Consider the following 16,463-nt stretch of genomic DNA (forward strand, 5'->3'; position numbering starts at 1 on the left):
ATGCACTCCCTCGTCAAGTATTTGTAAACATTGGCAGCGTGTCCACGTCGGCAACGGGACACGGGCGACCTTTTCGGGCCACCGCCGTTTTGAACGGCCCCGCCGCCAAGTCGTCGGCACGGATTTGATAGGGTGCGCCAGGAACAACCTGTGCAGCAGGAAGAACGCCGGTTTTGATAAGGCGGCGTATCGCGTGGTTTGTGACGCCTAAGGCCTTGCTGCTTCGGTCATCGTGAGCCATTCACCGTCTTTTTCAGCGGATCGATAGGCATGGATTCCACGCACTCGCCGAACGGAAGAGACGCGGTGCGCCGTCCACGTTTTTCCTTGTCCGGTGGGTAATCCCATTCGATTGAGCGAGGCGGCGATATGCTCGTCAGACCAGCGACCGGCTATGCTGCGCATCACCGCCAAAGCGTCGTCGGTCGTCGCGCAACCGTGCTCGCCAGCTCGAGGCTTGCGAACCCGCAGTTCTGAGTGCTGGCCGCCCCGCCAATGGATCATGAGCACGACGTCCCGTACCGCGTCGTCGACATCGACGATGATGTCGGCGATCAAGGTTCGTAGCAGCTGCTGGCGCGCACGCATCGTCACATCAGGTCCATTCCAGGCTGCTGACAGGTTTTCTGCCATATTGGCGAAGGCACTGGGATCGACCTCAATGGCCGGTGGCCTGTCAGTAGGCTGGCGGGTTTCAAGATCCCGCAAGCGCAGCAGCGTGGTCTCCCAGCTTTCGCGATTGTCGGGATCGCAGGCAGCGTAGCGGCGCTCAGCAAGATTGGCCTCGTAACGGGCCTGCTGAAGTTCCAGATCGAGGATCTGGCGTTGATCATCTTGTCGTTCCCGGTGCATCCGCTCCGCCTCGAACGCGGCCTCGATCGCCATGGGTTCTACCGCTCGCAACAGCTCACGCGCAACAGCCGCGTCAACCCGTGGGCCGCCGAAGGTCATGCACCTGGGCAAGCCCATCATCAGGTTTGGCTTGTCGCAGCGATAGACAGGTCGACTTTGCGGATTTCCGGTATAGGAAACGCTCAGTCGCCGCCCGCACCGTGCACACGTCATGATGCCTGACAGCAGCGCTTTCCCGCCGCGGCCCGATTTTACACCGCCGGCGCGACCGTAGTTGTTGAGTGCCAGCTGCTTCTGGTTTCGCTCGTACTCATCCCAACTGATATATAACCCTCGTGATGATCCTTGATCATCACCTCCCAGGTTCCGACAGGCTTGCGATGTCCGTAGCTTCGCCGCGCTCGCCCGTCGACAATGGAGGTTCGCTTTTCGCTTTTGCCGTAAACGTAAACACCTGCGTAAAAGGGGTTTTTGAGAACGGCGATCACATTGCGATAACGGATCGGCAACCAGACGAAGCTGGTCATGCGGCCCTCATCAGAAGGCCGAGGGAAGTGGATCTGATCCGCTGTCATCGACAACAACACCTGGCGCGCGCTGCCGAGTTCACGGAAGCGCGCGAAGATGAGCCGGATTACCTCCTGTAGCCGTGTATCTGGGTCGAGCCCAAGCCCAGCTTCGCGATGCCAGATGTAACCGAACGGTACCGACAGGCGCAGCTCCCCCCGGCGCGCCTTGATCTGGCGGCCTCGAGCATCCGTGCCTTCAGCACGCCCAGTTCGAACTCGCTGATGCTTCCCTTCATGCCCAAGAGCAGACGATCATTAGGCAGGCAGGGGTTGTACACGCCATCGTGGTCGATGACGCGGGCTTCGACAAGTCCACACAACTCGAGCAGATGATGCCAGTCCCGCCCATTGCGTGCGAGCCTCGATGCGTCCAGGCACAACACGGCGCCGATCTTGCCCGCACACAACCATGCAACCAGCCGATCGAAGCCGGGGCGCGCCACTGTTCCGCTTGCTGATCGGCCAAGATCGTCGTCGATGACTTCGATATCGGCGAAGCCGCGCTGTCGCGCAATGTCGACCAGATCATATTGCCGTCGCTGGCTCTCTAGGTTGGTCATGACCTGCGACTGCGTCGACTGGCGCACATAGACGACGGCCTTGCGCTTCAAGAGCGCAGTTGGAATCAGATCAGTGCTGGTCATCATCGAGCTCCTCGACGACCAGACCGGCGGCCTGCATGAGGATTTGGGCGAGCGTCAACAAGGCGTTCGCCCGCTCCACTTTGCTCATCCCCTCCAGCCTGTGGGGTTCGAATATCAGGCTCATCTGCCTGCCCGAGGTCGGTGCAGGCACGTTGTGCTGTTTCATCGACTTTCTCCCGTGCGATTCCATGAAGTTTGCGGAAACAGCGGCCGGCGTGACCAGCGTCTTCAGATCAGATAAGGCCGTGTGATCAACCTGTGGCGGGCCAAATGTCATGCCCGCGCAAGCGACCGAATCATCCAGCCTGGAATCGATACGACAATGCCCGATGGGTATTGCACCTTGAGAAACTGGCCCGTTACCCGCTGCTCCGCACGCCGCACGCTGACCTTTCGGCCAAAATATGGATGCCAGCGATAATGAACCTCCAGCTCGTCCCCGACATGGGCACAAGGAAGAGTTGGCTGTTCAGCGACACAGTGGCAGGCGCCAGGGCCAGCGCTGTCATCTACAGCCTGATGCTGACCTGCCGCGCCTGTGGCGTCGAGCCGTTAGTGTGGTTGCGCCACGCACTCACCGAATTGCCTCAGCGTGCCGAAGACGCCGATATCGATGATCTGCTGCCCTTCAACTTCGCCAACACCACTGCCTGATCAGACCAGATGCCTTTCCCAATTCGAAGGCGATCCGTCGAAATCGCGGGCGTCAACGTGCGGGGAAAATAGCGCTTACGGTCATTCTGCACCGATCAGCCTGGCTTGCTGGAGGTCGAGCTTTCCGCGCCCATACATCTGCCGTTTTACAAGCTTGAGCTTGGTGATCTGTCCTTCCGTCTGCCCGTTGGACCATGGCTCGGTGATCGCGGCGCGGACGGCAGCGCGGTCGCGAATGATGCCATTGGCGAAAGACGCGATAAAGCTTTTGCTGGCGCGCCGTCGTCGCCTTGCCCATTCGCTGACGACACCCAGACGTCTCGCTTGCATTGTGGCAACCCGATATCCATTGCCCATCCAGGAAGCGCAGCCAGGCTTCGAGTGAACTCTGGCGGTCGCGGAAGATATCGGTCTGCTGGCCACGGACCATTTGACGGACCATCTTACGGCTATGGCCGGTGCGACGCACGATCTCCTTGATTGGATCGCCTGCGCCCGCCAGCTTCATGATCGCTGAGTTCGTCTCCTCGCGCTGCAGATAACCCTTATACAGCAGCTTCTCCGCGTAGGTGAGCAGGTTTGGATCGACCCTGGTGGCGCCGATCGCGGCACGGATCGAACGCATCGACTTCCGGACGGCATCGAGGAAAGCCGCGCTCGCATTCTCCATGAGATGCCAGCGGATCGGCGACCTGAACCGCTTTGGGCAACGCCTCGCCGTCGCACTGGAGTCATCACGCGCCATTCAGGCACGTTCGGCATTGTCCGATACCCGACAATGTCGGGTACGCAACGTAACAGAACCTGATCAATCAGATGTTTTTAAATGCTTTCTGCTTTGGCACGGTACATGCAAGGCTATCCGCAAAACGAGTACGTACTGAGGAGAAGTCTCCCATGGCCACGAAAACCGCTGGCGAAGGTTTCCACCACCGATCTTACCCGCTTCAGAAAACGCAACCAAGATTATCGCTCAGGACTTCTGCCCTCGATTCCATCGAAAAAGTACTCCGGAAAAGAATCCCGTTTCGATCCTATCATCGTTAAATCGTGAGTGTGCGATGCGACCGACGAAATGAAACCTGGACATGAGATCTCGTGCGCAGGCTGTCAATCGGCGACCGGAACACTGGTCGACATCCAGACCTGTTAGAGTGGATGCTCCTCCCGACGACATCGCGATGGGCCAATGTACCTTCCAGGTCGCCGATTACAGCATCATGACCTCTTCCAGGGAGCTCAAAAAGCCATCTGAGGTCGATGGGCATGAATTCCGACTTATGCCACCTCCCAAGGCGTACCGGACCGGCAGCGAACTCAGTCTCCTGCCGGGCATTCGGTTTTAGGGTGTATATGCCGCTGGCGTTCAGGCCTCACCGGTATTTTGTTGGTCGCCTGCTGCCAATACGCTGCCTTGCGCAGCGACGGGTTTTTTCAAAAGACTTCGCCTTAGAAGTTCAAACGAAACCTTCAAATTGATGGAAATTGAGACGTCAGAGCGATGTCCGCGTCGCCTAAAGTCTCGTGCTTGAGGAGACGAAAGTGAACACTTCCAAACCTCTCCTAGGATATGTGGGCGTGGACAAAGACGTGTCCCCTCCTCTCGCCCTGCCCTCTAACCCTGTCCTGCTCGGCGGCGAGAACCGCTCCGGCACCACTCTGCTCAGTGTCCTGCTCGACTCGCATCCCGACCTGGTCGTCGGCCCGGAGATCGATTTCACCGAACCTATTAACCTCGGCCCGCACATTCTCGCGGTGTGCGACCTGATGGATGCCCGCGACTCGCGGCTCGCCGGTAGGACGAAGGACACCGTTGACCCTGAGTGGTACGACGGCGGGCACTTCGTTGTGCAGTGCGAGCGTTTCGGTCTCGACCGCGACAATGTACGGAGCCTGGTGATCAGCCTGATGGCCGAGCGCGGTACCGATCTGTCCGCCTTGGAGGACCGCTGCCTGCTCATCAACTCCATCGGCGAATTCCGGCTTGAACAGACGGGAGCCCGACGATGGGGGCTGAAGCTTCAGCGGAGGATCCAGGACATCGGCACGTACGCCGCGATCTGGCCACAAGCGCACTTCATCCACATCATCCGCGACGGTCGCGACCTGACTGCCTCCCACTTCAAGACCGTCCCCGACTGGGGCTACCGGACCGTCGCGGAAGCCGCGCGCGGCTGGCTGGAGGTCGTCACCCGGCCCCGCCGTGCTGCGCCCGACGGCCGCTATCTGGAAGTGCGGTATGAGGATCTGGTCACCCGCCCCCGCGACACTGTCGAGCTGATGCTGGACCACCTCGGCCTGTCATGGGACGATGCGGTCCTGCACCACGCGGAGCACGAGCACGCATTGTTCGACAACCCCTGGGGCCATCCCGCAGCGGAGGCCGCGGGTAAGCCGCTGTATACCGGGCGTAACGGACGGTACCTGCAGGACCTCACGCCCGGGGAGATCGAGGAATTCGAGCGGATCGCCGGGAAGGAACTGGAACACCTAGGCTACGACCTGTCGATGCCGGATTCCGGGGAGCGCGGGGTGACGCCGTAGGCACACGAAGCGCTCCGACGACGCCTGCCCCGCAGCTTCTACCCTCTTCTAGCGACCGGCCGGCCCTCCTCGTGCGCACCCATCGTTTCCGCTCCTCGCAGATCAGGCGCGCCATATCATGAAGTTCACTGACATACCATCACTCGGTCTGTCTCGGGCGGTTTCACCGTCTGGCGGGGTTACGCTACGCCGATGTCCGACACCACCTGGGCAGCCGACTAACGGCGGGCGTCTCACCTGCAGGAAGCGCACATCACATACGCACTCGATGCGGCCGGTGAGGGTCCCCTGCCACCGTCCTGGCTGGGCTGCGCCTTCGATCTGCCCGCCGAACTCGATGCGGACGCCTTCGCCACCGCGCGGCTGGACAAACCGCCATGAAGCCCTGCGCAGCCAACTCACTCTGTCCCCTCGCTCGACACCGGGCGGCCGTCTGCAACGCATGACGCTACCGGCTGGCGCCCTGAGCATCCACCCAAGTGCGACGCGGGACTTCACCGACGGCCGGAAGCTGGCGCGGTATCTGGAGGAACTGTTCGACAGCGAAACCGGCCCCCTCGGCTGGCCCGGGTATCTCTGTGCCACCATCAGCCGCCCAGAAGCGATCACCGCCTGTCTCGCCGCCGACCACACCCTGACGGACGGTTACTCCGTTCTCCTAACCGCTTATGAGATCCACACTCTGTACGCCGCAGCACTCGCCGCCGCCAACGGCAAGCCCGCCCCACCTCCCCTTCCCCCCACGGCCAGTTACCTCGATTTCGCGGAGGCCGAACGGACCGCCGCCGACGCGCTGACAGCGGCCCACGAATCGATCGTCCACTGGCGGCAGTTCCTCACCGAAGCCGGCGGCCGCCTGCCGGAGTTCCCTGTACCGGGTAGCGACGTGAGCGGCAGCCCCGCCGCCCAGCCAGGCGGATACACCGAGCTTGTCGACGCATCCACCGCGCACGCCTTTGATCGAGTCTGCCGCGCGGCCGGGGGCGCCTCTTTCTCCGGACTGCTCGCCTGCCTGGCTAAGGTCGGCCACGAAATCACCGGCTCGGGCGAATTCCGTACCATGGCCCCCTTCCACACCCGGACGGGTCCCTCGCGGTCCTCCATCGGCTGGTACGTAGGTATGGGCCCCATCGCCTTCCCCTTAAGCGCAACCGACTCGTTCGCTGAGGCGGTGCGCTCCGCGGTCTCCGGCCTCGACGGAGTGAAGGACCTGGTCCAGATACCCACACCCCGAGTGGAGGAGCTCCTCGGCCGACCCCTCCGCGACCCCTTCATGTTTCGTACAGTGACCTTCGTCGCACCCCCGGTGCCCGCGACTGGAACACTTGGCGGATTGTCATCCTCCGCGGCCGCAGCACCGACCCGGACGACGTGTACCTCTGGATCATGCGTAACTACGACGGCCTCTTCGTCAACTACCGTCACCCTGCGACCGGCCCGGCAAGCGTCGCGGTCCCCCCACCACATGGCCAGTATAAAGCATCTCCTCGCCTCCATCGCGAGCACCGCTCGCTGGCCCGCTACCGCCCACCCCACAGGAGACTATTGCCCGTGACGGACATCAGACACATTGCAGCGGACTCGTGTAATTACACAAACTTCGATGCGGTTATCGTTGGCTCTGGGCCATCTGGATCGATCGTCGCCCGAACACTTGCGGAAAAGGGCTGCCATGTGGCCGTCCTGGAATATGGAGGCCTGGTTTCGCCTGGCGCCATGCTCGGGCCTCATCAAGCGGCGTACAGCAAGGCACTCACTTCCAACGGCCCCATCGATGGTAATCCTTGGACAGCGTGCTGCGTCGGCGGCGGGATGTGGTTCTACAACGCGATAACGTTCAGATACCGACAAGCAGATCTGTCGGCCTCCCAATATCTTACGACTGACATGGCGATTGATTGGCCCATTACCCTCCAGGATCTTGAACCCTACTATTCGGAGATCGAGCATCTCCTGGAGATCAGTGGCGCGAATGGGCTTCCATCGTATCCAGCCAGTGCGCGTGGGTTGATGTTAACCAATGCAATGCAGGAACTCAGCATAAGATCAAAGAGCATCCCCTTGGCAATCAGGCCGCCAGGGACCAACAAGGGATGCATCAAGTGTTCGGCTTGCGATGAACTGGTGTGCCCTACGGATGCGAGAGCATCAGTGCTTGCAAGAAACATTTTGGATGACTCCGCCCTGCCAGGAACGATCTCGGTTCTATACGGCTGTTTCGTCAACCGGATCGAAATGCGGAACGACGGTCGGGCTGAAGCCCTTGAGTGCTATGTGCCGCTCTCGTCGGAACTGATCCGGGTCCCAGTTGAAAGGGTCATCGTGTGCGCAAACGCGATACAATCAGCGGCATTGATGCTTCGGTCAAAGAGTGGGCATGCACTTAAGGGAATAGGAAACGAATCCGGCCTCGTTGGGCGAGGCCTCTCATTCAAGATTAGCGGCTACTCCGTCGGCTACATGGAGCCGGCCAATCGCGGCTCCGGTGCATGTGCTCCGCACTGGGGACCGCATGCGACCGTTTATACCGATGAGTTCTACGAACATAACGACGTGCCATGCAGATTTGGCGGCCTCATTTATGAAGCGAATTTCCCCTCGCCGGATGAGAACGTCGGCCTTGTGCGCCTGCACTACATAGCTGGAGAAGAGCCATGGTCGCACAATCGCATCGTGCTTGACGAGGCTGTTGACCAGTACGGTATCCGTTACATCCGTTTCGAATACCGAAACTCGGAAAATGACCGTGCGCGAATGAATTTTCTCGCCGACCGCGCGGATGACATTCTGCGCCACCTTGGCGCATTCCGCATCGAGCGAGAGCCATCTTTCCATGGAAAAGGCGGCTGCCACCTGCACGGCACGATGCGCGCCGGATGTGATCCGAGGACCTCGGTCGTCGACAGCTGCGGCAGGGTCCATGGGTTCACCAACATCCATGTCATGGATGGCTCCGTTATGAACTTCGCGGGGAACAGCAATCCGACACACACAATCATGGCCAACGCCAGGCGAATGGCCATGTCACTCAAGTAAAGGGTAACCGAGATGCTCGATCCTGGAGCTGCCGGACATTTGGCCGAATGGGAGCGTGACACCCCATCATCCATCATATTCCGCTCCGCCAATGGCGCGATGGCGGAGGATATCAACGGCAAGATCTATCTGGATATGACGTCCTGCAGCGGGGCTTCGCCCTTGGGCAGCAATGACCCAGTGTTCAAGGCCAGGCTTGCGCAGGCGATGGAGCAGGAAACTGATATTCTGCCATCGCCGGTGGGTGAGCAACGCCAGATACTCGCCGGGAAAATCGCGGAGATGTTCCCAAGCAATCCCAGAGTGTTCTTTCTGAGGACCGGATCTTGTGCAACGGAAGCGGCGGTTCGGATCGCCCGGCACCGAACTGGCCGGCCGGTCATGCTGACGGCTGGCTTCCACGGATGGCACGACATCTTTCAACAGCTCCCCTGGTCGGACAATCCGCCGGCCAAGGATCAACACATCCAGGATTTCCAATATGACCTCGATATCCTGGAGCAGCAGATGGTCGGGAACGAGGGGAGAGTCGCGGGAATTTTCGTCACGCCTGAGCCGTCGATCTTTCCTCCGGAATTGCTCCAGGAAATCTCCAGGATGGCAAGCCTGCATGGAGTGTTGCTCATCGTTGATGAGGTTCTATGCGGACTTCGTTACGCCAAGGGTGGCTACTGCCGAAAACACGGTGTGAGAGCCGACCTCATCACATTGGCCAAGGGGATCGCACAAGGCATTGGCCTTTCCGCGGTCGTCGGCACCGCCGATGCCATGGTGGGAGCCGACAGGGCCTATCTGGGCAATACCTATCTGCGCGAGAACCGGGCCTTTGTGGCCGGCAACCTGACACAGGAAATCTTTGAAGAAGCAGAAATTGCTGCTCGCATCGCCGAGAGCGGCTTAGCGCTCAAGAGGCAGTTCCAGACCTCGTTCGAGCGTAGCGAAATACCGGCGCGCGTACTCGGAAGCGATACCATGTTCAGAATCGTTCTGCCCTCGCAAAAGCATGGAAGGGTCTTCGCGCAGAGGTGTCTGCAGCACGGTATCTACACGGGCTACCCAGGGACATACATGAGCAATGCGTCCATGGACGGTGCATTTTTCGCAGCTTTGCAGCCGGCACTGGAGCGAGCACTCGCAGACTACCGCAAGGACGAGGACATGACTGCACAGGTCACTGACGCATCCATGGTCGAATACTGCGCGGAGGCGTTCCACACCACAGCGAGAGCATGTCTTTCCAACAAGCATCATTGGGCCTGATACGGGGAGGAAAGCCGTGAAAGATCAAACGAAAACCGCAACCGTCAATGTTCAGCTCGAGGATTATGATCACGTGGCCTTCGATCTGGACGGAACCCTTGTGGATTCGGAGGCTGTGGTCGAAAGCGCACTCCGTCGATGGGCACGGGAGGAACGGATCTCTCCGGATTACGCAATGCGGATGTCGGCCGCCCGCCGGGACGTCGACTTGGTGGCGGCGGTCGCGCCCGGTCTCTCGCCAGAACGCGAAGCAGCTCGCATTGCGGATTATGAGGTCCAAGCGATGGGACTGTTGGAACCGATCCATTGCGCCGCAGAGTTCTATAGCTCGATCCCCGCCGAACGGAGATCTATTGTCACCTCTTCGGCAAGGGTTTCGGCCCTTGCGCGCCTCAAGGCGGCTGGACTCTCCTGCCCGAGGATCATGATTGCAGCCGAGGACGTCAGTCAAGGAAAGCCGCATCCGCAACCCTATCAAACGCTCTTGCGAATGCTGCGCATCACTCCCAAAAGATGCTTGGTTTTCGAGGATTCCAGCACCGGAATTGAAGCGGCGATCGCTGCAGGCTGCGACTGCGTAGGTGTCGGCCCCAATGCCAGGGGTCACCCTGACAGCAGCGGCTGGATAGAGAACTTTTGCGAGGCTCCCTTTCTAACCGGCCGCGCTGAACCTGCTTCCCAGACTTAAAGACGGCCACGAAATGAAAGTATCAACGAAACCCCGCACACCGCTGTTTGATGAGGTGCTGGTAGAAGCCTCGGTCCTTGAGCATTACGAAGCGGAGCGAAACGACTATGACGAACTCCTCGATGAACTATTTCGTTCGTCTAGCGCAATTCGTGAAAAGATTGGCCGCCGTTGTATTTGGCACATAAGTTCCACCGCGTTCGGCGGTGGGGTGGCCGAAATGCTTCCACACCACATATGCCTCCTTCGGGAACTTGGGTTTGATGTGCGTTGGCTCATCTTTAAACCGAAGGAAGAGCAATTTTTTCAGTTCACCAAAGGACTTCACAATTCTCTTCACGACGCCACCGTGGCAGGCTTGAATGATCTGCTGCCCCATTATCTTGAGGCATCGAAGCAAGGCGCCGCGCAGCTGGAAAGGATCATCAGACCTGATGGCTTTCTGGTTATTCATGATCCGCAGCCACTTGGTGCAGCCGCGAAGTTCCTGGAATCTCACCCGCACCCGGCTATCTGGCGATGCCACATCGGCTATCCAAAACGCACCCCGACAGTCGACGAAATCTGGAGGTTTCTGGGGGAATACCTCCGTAAATTCCAGCGCATTGTCCTGAGCGCAAAGGAATATGCCTTTGATACCGGTCTCCCCATAGATATCATCCAGCCATCGATCAGCCCATTCTCAAGCAAGAACCGTAACTATGAAGGGCCAGCACGCCAGACGCTGGAGAATTCGTTTTCGTTCAATAGCCAAGAATTCGAGCCCACCCCATCCCTTCAGGACATTCTCGGCTCGCGGTATTTCCTGCATGTATCCAGGTGGGATGGACTGAAAGGTATTGACCGGATCATCGCCGCTTTTGATCGCTTTGTGAAAATGGCGCTCGACGAGACATACGATATACGCTTGGTGGTCGCGGGACCGGATCCTTTGGATGTTGCCGACGATCCTGAAGGACGCGAGTATTTCGACAAATGCGTCGTATTATGCTCTCAATTGCACAAGGAAGTGCGGCGGCGCGTGTATCTGGCCTGTATCTCGATGAAGGACCACGACGCAAATGCCGAAATTGTCGGCCGGCTGCAACAGAACGCCCATGGAGTATTTGCGCTCTCTCGCGAAGAGGGCTTCGGCCTGACAGCAACAGAGGCTCTGTTCCGAGGCAAACCCGTCGTGGTGTCGTCCGCTTTTGGTCTGAAAAGGCAGGTCGTAAATGGACTGAATGGCGTTGTCCTCGACGAGCCGGACATCGAGGACAAAGCTGCAGAAATGATGCATCACCTTGCAACCAGTTATAGTGATTTCGAGGAGATGGCCAGAACCGCGCGCCAAAACTGCCTGCGCTCGAGTACGCAAATCTCGCAAATTCCAAAGTGGTATGACTCGATTCAATCGGCTCTATCCAGCTTTGAGGAGGTGCAATACCGGGAACCGTTCAAGCCAACAACGGTCATCTGAGCCAGGCGGCGGAATCTGGACGACCTTGCATACTGCATTGCGATAAGCCCATGGCAGCGCAAGCCGGCCGCCATAGCGCGATCGCTCCAGTAACCGGCATCTCACGCTGTTCGAAGACTGAGATAGTCAACTTCCGGCAGAACCAATCATTGATGGGTCATGCCTCCGAGCGGTAAAGCACAACTTGAAATCGCCATATTGCGTTCATATATATTTCTTGCTGAACAGGCTCGGCTCGCTCTCATATGTGATCGAGCGCCCGGTCTTTTTTCACCTGAAGTCGACCATTTGCCACCCCAGGTGCAGCCGGGGTCTGCTTAAACCAAATGATTCCAGAATTACGCTGTGCGGATCAACAGGCCGCAAAGCTATTTCGGCTGAATGGTGCAGCCTGTGCAGTTGACCGGCAGCATGATTCATGCGGCGCGTGAATCCCGAACTTCGACCATGCGCCAAACCAAACAATTCCAATTAAGGAGCAAGCCGTGATGGCTTGAAAACAACATGAAAAGAAATCAACCAAGACAGGTGATATCTTCCAGTATCCGCACGAGGGCCTCAACATTGGGGCCTGCCCGCCTGAAGACAGGCAACGCTCACGGTTCGCAAAAAAACTATGAGCGCTATCTGGAACTTGCATATGCCCAGACTTTGCTCGGCAACCGCGTCGAGGCAGAGAATTACTACCAGCATGCAGAGCACTATTTCCGCTGCGGAGCTGTCACGGGAACCCCACAGCAGCCTGACGTGAGCGAAACGGCTGTCTTCGGCAACAACCGTCCGTTGGCTATGGTGTATTAAAAGCGTCATCGATCCACCGTCAGCTGAAAGGAGAGCATGAGGAATTGTGGGGCGGGTGACGAAGCCGGCATGCGCGGCATATCGGCTGGATAACGGCATGAGTTCCACCGTCGAAGGCAGTCAGAACTTGCCAGCTCGGTAACGGCTGTGCTGTCCAGAAACGGGGGATGCGGCATCAGGCTCGGCTGTGCACAATGCGAGCCGGGCTTTCGCCCCGAGCGGAGGCGTGAGGTAGATCGCATATGTGGGTTCAGAGTTCGGCAGCCCTGTCATCGGGGTGGGCCAGTCCCATCAGTTCTATGCATATAAGCGGAGCGGCCCATTCCCGACGTACGGACCATGGAACGGTGTGATGATCGGGCCAGCAGGCTTCCTTCACGCAAGGAACTCCTTTTCGTTGGCCTTCACCTGGTCCATCTTCTGGAGACGGAAAATTTCCTCGACTGAAACGATGTCCTTGTCGACATTGTGAATGCCGCGATCCTTAAGGATCCGCGCGAATACATCCTTCATAGCCGTCACCGAAGCGCGGACCGCATGGTTACCATAGATGACGACCGAGATTTTTCCCAAATCCTTGATCCGGGCCTCGTTCATCTGGGGATAGGCGGTCGGAATGACTACAATGCCGTCTTTGCCATTCCAGGCTCGGACAAAGCTCTCCACCTCATCCGGCGTCTTCTGCTTGGAGTGGACGACGATGAGGTCGGCGCCAGCAGCTTCATACGCGGCGGCTCGATCGAGGGCCTCTTTCTCGCCGAGACCGGCGATCAAAGCCTCTGTTCGAGCAATGATCAGGAAGTTCGGATCGGAGCGTGTCGCGATCGCTGCGCGGAGCTTGCCCTGGAATTCCTCGACCCGAAGCAGTTCCTGCCGACCATCAGCCAACAGGCTGGTCACTTTGGGAAAGGTCTTGTCCTCGATAACAACTGCTGCTGCGCCTGCATGTTCGTATTGCTTCACCGCGTGAATCACGTTGATCGCATTTCCGAACCCTGTATCGACATCGGCGATGATCGGCAGCGACGACTGCTCCGCCATTGCGCGCACCATCTCGAGGTGCTCTCTCATCGAGACGAGGCTGACATCGGGAAGGCCATACAAAGCCGACAGCTCAAAGCCGGACGCCCAAATGCCGTCGAACCCGGCTTCCTCGACAAGACGGGCCGACAACGGACTATGTGCGGCCATCACATGAGCGAGGCCGTTCTTCGAAATGATGTTCTTGAGAAGCGTGCCCTGGCTCATGCTGCTTTGTCCTGAGAAAGTTTGGTGCAAGCCGCGGTGATGCGGTCGCACGCTGTGGTAAGGTCGTTGATCGAGGAGGCGTAGGAAATGCGGATGTACGGGGAGGCTAGGAAGCCTGAGCCCGGAACGACCGCGACACCCGCTTCTTCGAGCAGATACATGGCGAAGTCGGTATCGGTCGCGATCACTCTGTCCGCTTCCGTCTTCTGGCCGAGGACATCGGCGCAGTTGGCGAATACGTAGAAGGCTCCGTCAGGGACGGTGCAGCTCAATCCCGGCGCGGCATTGAGCCTTTCAACGACCAGGTTGCGGCGCTTCTCGAACTCAGCCTTGAACTCGGGAACGTATCCTTGGTCACCGGCAATCGCTTCGATAGCCGCATATTGGGAGATCGAGCTGGTGTGCGACGTGGTCTGCCCCTGAATGACATTGATCGCCTTGATAAGCTCGATGGGCCCGGCGCCATAGCCAACGCGCCAACCCGTCATCGCATTGGTTTTCGATACACCATTGATCGTGACCGTGCGGTTGAAAAGGTCGGGGGCAGCGCTCGCCATTGTCGCGAACCGCGCTGCTCCGTAGACTAATTTCTCGTAGATATCGTCTGACAGGATGTAGACGTGTGGATGCCGCCTCAGAACGTCGGCCAGTGCGGCAAGCTCGGTTTCGCTGTAGACGGCGCCCGTGGGATTGCTGGGCGAATTCAGCATCAGCCATTTGGTGCGGGAGGTGATCGCCTTCTCAAGCCCCTCCGGCGTCAGCTTGAAGCCGTGTGCTTCCGGGCAGTTGACGATCATGGGGTCACCACCGGCGAGGCGCACCATATCGGGGTAAGAGACCCAGCAGGGAGCGGGGATGATGACCTCCTCGCCGGGCTCCAGACTGGCAAAGAGCGCGTTGAAGACGACCTGTTTGGCCCCGCAGCCGACCGTGATCTGGTCGATCGAATAGTTGAGGCCATTTTCCCGCGCCAGTTTGTCTCGAATTGCTTCTCTTAGCGGTGCCACTCCGGCCACCGCCGTGTATCGGGTTCGACCATGACGGATTGCCTGGATACCGGCTTCAACGATATTGAGGGGGGTGTCGAAGTCTGGCTCGCCCTGACTGAGGGTAATGACCTGATGGCCTTGCGCCTTGAGCGCGGCCGCTCGAGCCGTCATCGCCTTTGTTTCGGATGGACGAATGGATTTGAGGCGGCTTGAAACGAGTGACATGGACAACTCCAGGAGTGGGGCCGTACATGGCGGACGTGATCCTGACAGGCGCCACAGGACCATGGCACGACACATGGGCAATATGTCCATGAGACCTGCGAAAATGCGGATTGGGCAAATCCATATATCGAATCTATCGATGCAACAGTCGCATTATTCGATCCGGCTGGATTCCGCGATCAAAGCCTCCTTGCGGCAAAGGCGCACCAGCCAACGACAGAAAGCACGCGCAAGTTCCGGGTTATTGCTGCGGTCCACAGCATATGCTCGATACTGCATTCCACTTGGTGTGCACGAATTTGGAACGACCTTGAGCAAACCGTTACGCACCAGGTCGCCTACCACGATCTCAGGCGCGACAAGCAGGCACTTGCCAGTGATGACGGCGGGCAGCGCCATATAGTGGTGATCGTATCGCGCCCCCGGCTTGATGTCGTCAGAAGTCAAATCATGGGCCTTCAGCCAGGCAGGCAGGATGTCGGGGCGAGAGGTAATCGTGAGGATCGGCAAGGACCTGGCGATTGCCATGCCTTTTCCAGCTATGTGACCGGGAGCGCCGACGCAGACAAGATGTTCACGATAAACTTCCCAGTGGTCCGATGGTTCGACGAGAGCGAGGTCACGCGTAATCAGGACGTCAAAACCATCTGTCGAAGATGGCAGCGACAGGGAACTCATTACGTCGACGACAGCACCACCCATCTCGGTGGAGAATTCCTGGAGATTCGGGATCAGGAACGTATAGGCGAAAGTTGGCAGGGACGAATTGACGACGATCCGATTGATCTCGCGGCGCTCTCGTCGGCGCATTCTTCGCGCCGTGAATGAGATATGATCGAGAGGTTCGGCTACTGAACTGGCGAAGAGCCGTCCGAAATCGGTCAGCTCGGTGTATCTGCCCTGTCGTTTGATCAACCCGGCGCCGAGATAATCTTCGAGGACCGCGAGATACCTGCTGACCGAACTCTGTGTGGTGCCGAGCGCCTCGGCTGCCTTGGTGACGCTCCTTTCTCTCGCGATCATAGCGAACGCCCTGATTGCGTTCAGGGGCACATCGCCGACCTCTGATCCCATTTTTAGTCACTCCATGTTGTAAGCCGATCCATCGAATAGTGGCGGTGCTGGATCGTATTATTAAATATATGTCACAGATTTGTTACGTCAGACCGATACGCCGCGCTGCAACGAAGAATGAAGTTGTGTCTGCAGGGTCGGTCCCCATGAAAATTCTTGTTGTGAGCTTTGACGGGCTACGCCCCGATCTGATCAGTCCCGAACTCACCCCCAACGTAGAGCGGGTGCAAAGAAGCGGTACGACGTTGTCCCGCCATCGAACGGTTTATCCGAGCCAGGGTTGTCGTCTCGCCCTTCGGCATTTTCCTGTTCCGGCAGCTCTTCAAGACCATCCGCGACGACGTCATTCACGCCGCCCGTCTCGACGGGCTGTCGGAACTTTCCATTGTCTGGAAGATCATGGTGCCGATGGCGCTGCCG

Annotated in this window: 11 protein-coding genes and 4 pseudogenes; 9 read left to right on the forward strand and 6 right to left on the reverse strand. The window is 58.6% G+C overall.

From position 1 onward, the window contains the following. Window positions 1–13: 13 nt before the first annotated feature. A pseudogene (locus tag NKJ06_RS24595) lies at window positions 14–2,065 on the reverse strand (recombinase family protein). Further along, window positions 2,052–2,231 (reverse strand): hypothetical protein, encoded by a 180-nt coding sequence (locus NKJ06_RS24600; RefSeq protein WP_352571918.1) that lies wholly within the window; start codon window positions 2,229–2,231, stop codon window positions 2,052–2,054. Before NKJ06_RS24600 ends, NKJ06_RS24595 begins: the two are co-directional and overlap by 14 nt. 287 nt (window positions 2,232–2,518) lie before the next feature. On the opposite strand from NKJ06_RS24600, the pseudogene NKJ06_RS24605 reads away from it, so the two are divergent. Next, window positions 2,519–2,719, forward strand: a pseudogene (locus NKJ06_RS24605) (transposase domain-containing protein); the annotation flags it as partial. Between the two features lie 81 nt (window positions 2,720–2,800). Here NKJ06_RS24605 and NKJ06_RS24610 read toward each other — a convergent pair. After that, window positions 2,801–3,432 (reverse strand): annotated as a pseudogene (locus NKJ06_RS24610) (transposase); the annotation flags it as partial. An 865-nt stretch (window positions 3,433–4,297) separates the two neighbouring features. Between NKJ06_RS24610 and NKJ06_RS24615 the strand changes: the two are divergent. From NKJ06_RS24615 to NKJ06_RS24645, 7 genes are all read left to right on the forward strand, one after another. Beyond that, window positions 4,298–5,263: a sulfotransferase gene (locus NKJ06_RS24615; protein ID WP_352810900.1), complete on the forward strand. Its 966-nt coding sequence runs from the start codon at window positions 4,298–4,300 to the stop codon at window positions 5,261–5,263. Window positions 5,264–5,705: 442 nt separating this feature from the next. After that, window positions 5,706–6,818 (forward strand): condensation domain-containing protein, encoded by a 1,113-nt coding sequence (locus tag NKJ06_RS24620; protein ID WP_352810902.1) that lies wholly within the window; start codon window positions 5,706–5,708, stop codon window positions 6,816–6,818. Continuing rightward, window positions 6,815–8,299, forward strand: coding sequence for a GMC oxidoreductase (locus tag NKJ06_RS24625; protein WP_352810904.1), 1,485 nt, complete (start codon window positions 6,815–6,817; stop codon window positions 8,297–8,299). The genes NKJ06_RS24620 and NKJ06_RS24625 overlap by 4 nt, the downstream gene beginning before the upstream one ends. 12 nt (window positions 8,300–8,311) lie before the next feature. After that, window positions 8,312–9,559: an aminotransferase class III-fold pyridoxal phosphate-dependent enzyme gene (locus NKJ06_RS24630; protein ID WP_352810905.1), complete on the forward strand. Its 1,248-nt coding sequence runs from the start codon at window positions 8,312–8,314 to the stop codon at window positions 9,557–9,559. Between the two features lie 16 nt (window positions 9,560–9,575). After that, window positions 9,576–10,247, forward strand: a complete 672-nt coding sequence (locus tag NKJ06_RS24635; protein WP_352810907.1) for an HAD-IA family hydrolase — start codon at window positions 9,576–9,578, stop codon at window positions 10,245–10,247. A gap of 13 nt (window positions 10,248–10,260) precedes the next feature. Continuing rightward, a complete protein-coding gene (locus NKJ06_RS24640) occupies window positions 10,261–11,706 on the forward strand; it encodes a glycosyltransferase (RefSeq protein WP_352810909.1) in 1,446 nt (481 codons plus the stop codon). A 504-nt stretch (window positions 11,707–12,210) separates the two neighbouring features. Further along, a complete protein-coding gene (locus NKJ06_RS24645) occupies window positions 12,211–12,507 on the forward strand; it encodes a DUF4167 domain-containing protein (RefSeq protein ID WP_352810911.1) in 297 nt (98 codons plus the stop codon). A 375-nt stretch (window positions 12,508–12,882) separates the two neighbouring features. Here NKJ06_RS24645 and NKJ06_RS24650 read toward each other — a convergent pair whose 3' ends face one another. From NKJ06_RS24650 to NKJ06_RS24660, 3 genes are all read right to left on the reverse strand, one after another. Continuing rightward, on the reverse strand, window positions 12,883–13,755 hold the full coding sequence (locus tag NKJ06_RS24650; protein WP_352810913.1) for a phosphonopyruvate hydrolase: 873 nt from the start codon (window positions 13,753–13,755) through the stop codon (window positions 12,883–12,885). Further along, on the reverse strand, window positions 13,752–14,969 hold the full coding sequence (locus NKJ06_RS24655; protein WP_352810915.1) for a pyridoxal phosphate-dependent aminotransferase: 1,218 nt from the start codon (window positions 14,967–14,969) through the stop codon (window positions 13,752–13,754). Before NKJ06_RS24655 ends, NKJ06_RS24650 begins: the two co-directional genes overlap by 4 nt. Before the next feature lie 153 nt (window positions 14,970–15,122). Continuing rightward, window positions 15,123–16,043, reverse strand: a complete 921-nt coding sequence (locus tag NKJ06_RS24660) for a LysR family transcriptional regulator (RefSeq protein ID WP_352571908.1) — start codon at window positions 16,041–16,043, stop codon at window positions 15,123–15,125. A gap of 282 nt (window positions 16,044–16,325) precedes the next feature. Here NKJ06_RS24660 and NKJ06_RS24665 point away from each other — a divergent pair. Next, window positions 16,326–16,463 (forward strand): annotated as a pseudogene (locus tag NKJ06_RS24665) (ABC transporter permease subunit); the annotation flags it as partial.

Source organism: Mesorhizobium sp. M0293, assembly GCF_040321735.1.
GTDB lineage: Bacteria > Pseudomonadota > Alphaproteobacteria > Rhizobiales > Rhizobiaceae > Mesorhizobium.